A 4,070-nucleotide genomic window follows, 5' to 3' on the forward strand; every position below is an offset into this window, starting at 1 on the left:
ATGTGAGTTTTAGGTTCACTGTTTACTGAAAAAAACTCTCATCTTCCTAGTCCATAATTCGATCCCCCCTGCCCCCCTTGATAAGGGGGGTGCCGATCCCCCCTTAATCCCCCCTTAATAAGGGGGGCATCTGATAATTTTTAACGGCTACCTACTTATTTTTACTTAAATGATTTCCACTTCCCAGATCCCCGATTCTTTTGTCTCACCTTGCCGTCGCGCCTCCGTTAGTCGTACTACCAAAGAAACCGATGTACAGGTGACGATCGATCTTGATGGTAGCGGCAATTGTCGCGCCCAGACAGGAATTCCCTTTCTCGATCATATGTTGCAGCAAATCGCCTCCCACGCTGCGATCGATCTCGATGTGCGCGCCACCGGAGATCTAGAAATTGATGACCATCACACCAATGAAGACGTGGGAATCACCCTCGGACAAGCTTTACTGCAAGCTTTGGGAGACAAAAAAGGCATCGTCCGTTTCGGGCATTTTGTCGCCCCTCTCGATGAAGCTTTAGTGCAGGTTGCCCTCGATTTTTCCGGTCGTCCCCACCTCAGTTATGGTCTAGAAATTCCCACCCAAAGAGTGGGAACCTACGATACTCAGCTAGTGCGAGAATTTTTCGTTGCTTTGGTCAATCACAGTCAAATGACCCTACATATTCGCCAATTAGACGGGATTAATTCCCATCATCTTATTGAGGCTACTTTTAAGGCTTTTGCCCGGGCGATGAGTATGGCCATAGCGATCGATCCCCGTCGCGCTGGTATAATTCCCAGTTCTAAGGGAGTTTTATAGAAGCACTGCTTAACCCGAATTAACGTTAGCTTAGAAGCCCATAATTTGAGCCACTTGGGTTAATTCGGGCGCAATCCCAGATTTTAGTTGGTTATTGCTGTGTTTTACCGCCGAATCTGGGTCTTTTAGTCCATTTCCCGTTAAAACACACACTACGGTGGCCCCATCGGGAACCTGTTGATGCACTTTTAATAATCCTGCCACAGAAGCGGCGCTGGCCGGTTCACAGAAAACCCCCTCTTGGCCTCCTAAAATCCGATAGGCTGCCAATATTTCCTCATCGCTGACCGCGTGAAATTGCCCTTGACTAGCGTGACTAGCGGCCCAAGCTTTTTCCCAGTTAGCGGGGTTGCCGATACGGATAGCCGTGGCTAGGGTTTCGGGATGGTCAACCGGTTGTTTAGAGATAAAAGGGGCAGCCCCGGCGGCCTGAAAACCCATCATCTTCGGCAGTCGGTCACATTTGCCTATCTGGTGATACTGACAGAATCCCATCCAATAGGCGCTAATATTGCCCGCATTACCCACGGGAATACATAACCAGTCGGGAGCATTACCCAAGACATCGACAATCTCGAAAGCGGCGGTTTTTTGACCCTCTAAACGGTAGGGATTGACGGAATTGACTAAAGTTACGGGATAATTTTCTGATAGTTGGCGGACAATCTTGAGGGCATCATCGAAGTTGCCATTAATAGCGATGACTTCCGCTCCGTACAATAAAGCCTGGGCTAATTTTCCTAAGGCCACATAACCATCGGGGATAATCACAAAGGCCCGCATCCCGGCCCTTCTTGCATAGGCTGCCGCCGCCGCCGAGGTGTTGCCGGTACTGGCACAAATCACCGCTTTTGCCCCTTCTTCTTTAGCTTTCGAGATGGCCATGGTCATGCCTCGGTCTTTAAAGCTGCCGGTGGGATTTAAACCATCATATTTGACAAAAACCTTGACATCGCGCCCGATTTGTGCTGAGAGATAGGGGGCGGGTATCAGGGGTGTATTGCCTTCTAGGAGGGTAATTACAGGGGTTTTACTGCTTACGGGCAGAAATTGGCGATATTCTTCGATCAAACCGCGCCAGCCGCCGATAGACGAGGATTTAGTGGGTGATTGGGGGATCGATCGAGAAATAATTGTCATAGCCTTAAGGATACAGATTTGATTAGATGGCCTAACTTCCTATTTTATCGAATAAGCAGGCCAAAAAATTAATCTCGATCGCCCAGTTGGGATTCATGGGGTTTAAAACAGGGATGCGGGAAGATAAAAGACAATAACAGCCAATAAATGGACTTTTTAGGCAAAAAATAGTTTTTTTATCGCTATAAATCTGATTTTTTGCCCTTTTTGTCTTTCAAAAGTTGATTTAATTAGCTGGTTATAATTAAATTGAAGATGGCTCCCCCCTTAATCCCTTGATAAGGGGGGTTTGATCCCCCCTTAATCCCCCCTTGATAAGGGGGGTGCCGAATAGTAGGGTTGATTCATGAATCAACCCTACCTTGAGTAACACCTACCTACTTAATAAACCATCACCGGGTAAATAGCCAGAGATAAAAATTATGAAGGAAAGCACCGTCCCCACCATTAATCTCGCCCCTAAACTCAGACGCGATTTATCTTTATGGAATCCTTTTGATTATCTTTTGCTGTTGTACTGGGTGTTTTATTTTCCCCAAGCAGTGCGCTGGTATGTGGAAACGAGAGACGGCGGCGATAACCATACCGTACAATTGCGTCTAAGGATTCAGTATCTTCTCTTAACTGTAATTATCGTTCTAATTATCTGTAGCATAGCAGCAAATTTAGGACTTTCTGTTAATTGGGGGGACGTGCTGTCGGGCGCGGTGGGGGGCGCGGTGTCAGGCGCGGTGTCAGGCGTGGTGTCGGGCGCGGTGTTGGGCGTGTTGTTGGGCGTGTTGGCTCTGGGCGCGGTGCCGGGCGTGTCGGGCGTGTTGGGCGCGGTGTTGTACGGCATGGCGGGCGCGGTGGCGGGCGCGGTGGCGGGCGTGTTGTACGGCATGGTGGGCGCGGTGTTGGGCGCGGTGTTGGGCGTGTTGTTGGGCGTGTTGGGCGCGGTGTGGGGCGCGGTGTTGGGCGTGTTGTTGGGCGTGGTGTGGGGCGTGGTGTGGCTCGCGTCAAGGAAGACAAGGTCGGGCGTGGGCGAGTTGTCGAGCGTGTTGTTTCCGGTGGTGTGGTGCGTGGTGTGGTGCGTGGGGTTCGGCGTGGTGTTCGGCGTGTTCGGCGTGTCGGGCGTGTTGTCAGGCGACGTGGTGTGGGGCGTGTTGTCGGGCGCGGTGTGGGGCGCGGTGTGGGGCGCGGTGTGGGGCGTGGTGTTAGGCGTGGTGTTAGGCGTGGTGTTCGGCGTGGGGTTAGTGTTGTGGGGCGCGGTGTTTGCCGCGGTGGGGGGCGCGGTGTCGGGCGCGGTGTCGCGCTTGGCGCGGGGCGTGGCGTTGGGTGCGATGGTGCTGGGCGTGGTGCTGGGCGTGGTGTTCGGCGTGGGGTTCGGCGCGGTGTTCGGCGTGTTCGGCGTGTCGGGCGTGTCGGGCGCGGTGTCGGGCTTGGCGTTCGGCGTGGTGTTAGGCGTGGGGTTTATATTCGCCTTTTTCCGTCCTGATAATTGGCTAATCGGGCTTTTGGCTGGCTCCCAAGGGCGACTTTTTCCCCGTATTACCCTTCTACCGCTGCCGGGGTTAACCTCGACTCTACAACAATGGTTACAGCAAGACTGGGAAACGGCTATTAATAACCTCAATCAATACCTTCGGTACAGCCGCCAGTTTATTCCTGTCCTTGTCGCCGTTAACCGCGTTTTACCGCAATTCCCAGAGGCAGAAATTATCTATCGCGTCTCCCGTCTGGCAGAAAATCCCTCCGATTGGCAATTGTTAAAATATGCGTCCGCGAAACCGTTTTCTTTTCCTGACAGCAAAATCCGTCTAGATACTCCTGCTCGCGCCGCCGCCGCTGGTTTTTGGTATCTTCGCCAACAGGACACCGAAAAAGCCGAAAAAGCCTTTGCTGTGGTACGTTCCCTCGCCTACGGGGAAGAAATGTATAGCCTCGCCCAAACTTTACACCGATTTAGTCAGGCAGCAACTCCCGATAGTATCGCTTCCCTGGAGGTTGCCCCCATTGCCGCAGAACCGTCATTACGTCCGCAAACTTGGCAAGCTATCAGCAGTTTAAATCGAGTTATCGCAGAAATAGCTTTAGCACAGAGAAGTGACTCCCAAGAGACTAGAAAACTCGCTCTTAAACGGATTATCAG

General features: G+C 51.9%; 3 protein-coding genes. 2 read left to right on the forward strand and 1 reads right to left on the reverse strand.

Annotated features, from left to right (window positions below; all coding sequences use genetic code 11):
• Nucleotides 1–169: 169 nt before the first annotated feature.
• Entirely contained in the window at nucleotides 170–799 is a 630-nt protein-coding gene (hisB, locus tag IM477_RS12230) for an imidazoleglycerol-phosphate dehydratase HisB (protein ID WP_008203540.1), read from the forward strand.
• Nucleotides 800–829: 30 nt separating this feature from the next.
• Here the strand turns inward: hisB and thrC are convergent, their stop codons facing one another.
• Nucleotides 830–1,939, reverse strand: a complete 1,110-nt coding sequence (gene thrC / locus IM477_RS12235) for a threonine synthase (RefSeq protein ID WP_002745674.1) — start codon at nucleotides 1,937–1,939, stop codon at nucleotides 830–832.
• A 422-nt stretch (nucleotides 1,940–2,361) separates the two neighbouring features.
• Between thrC and IM477_RS12240 the strand changes: the two genes are divergently transcribed.
• Nucleotides 2,362–4,070, forward strand: a 1,709-nt coding sequence (locus IM477_RS12240; RefSeq protein WP_287731939.1) for a hypothetical protein, incomplete at its 3' end; no start/stop codon positions are given.

It is taken from the genome of Microcystis sp. M090S1 (assembly GCF_020246295.1).
Lineage (GTDB): Bacteria > Cyanobacteriota > Cyanobacteriia > Cyanobacteriales > Microcystaceae > Microcystis > Microcystis aeruginosa.

Excerpts from the sequence above, each read along its gene's own strand:
- hisB (WP_008203540.1), top strand. The coding sequence starts at position 170 with ATGATTTCCACTTCCCAGATCCCCGATTCTTTTGTCTCACCTTGCCGT.
- thrC (WP_002745674.1), bottom strand. The coding sequence starts at position 1,939 with ATGACAATTATTTCTCGATCGATCCCCCAATCACCCACTAAATCCTCG.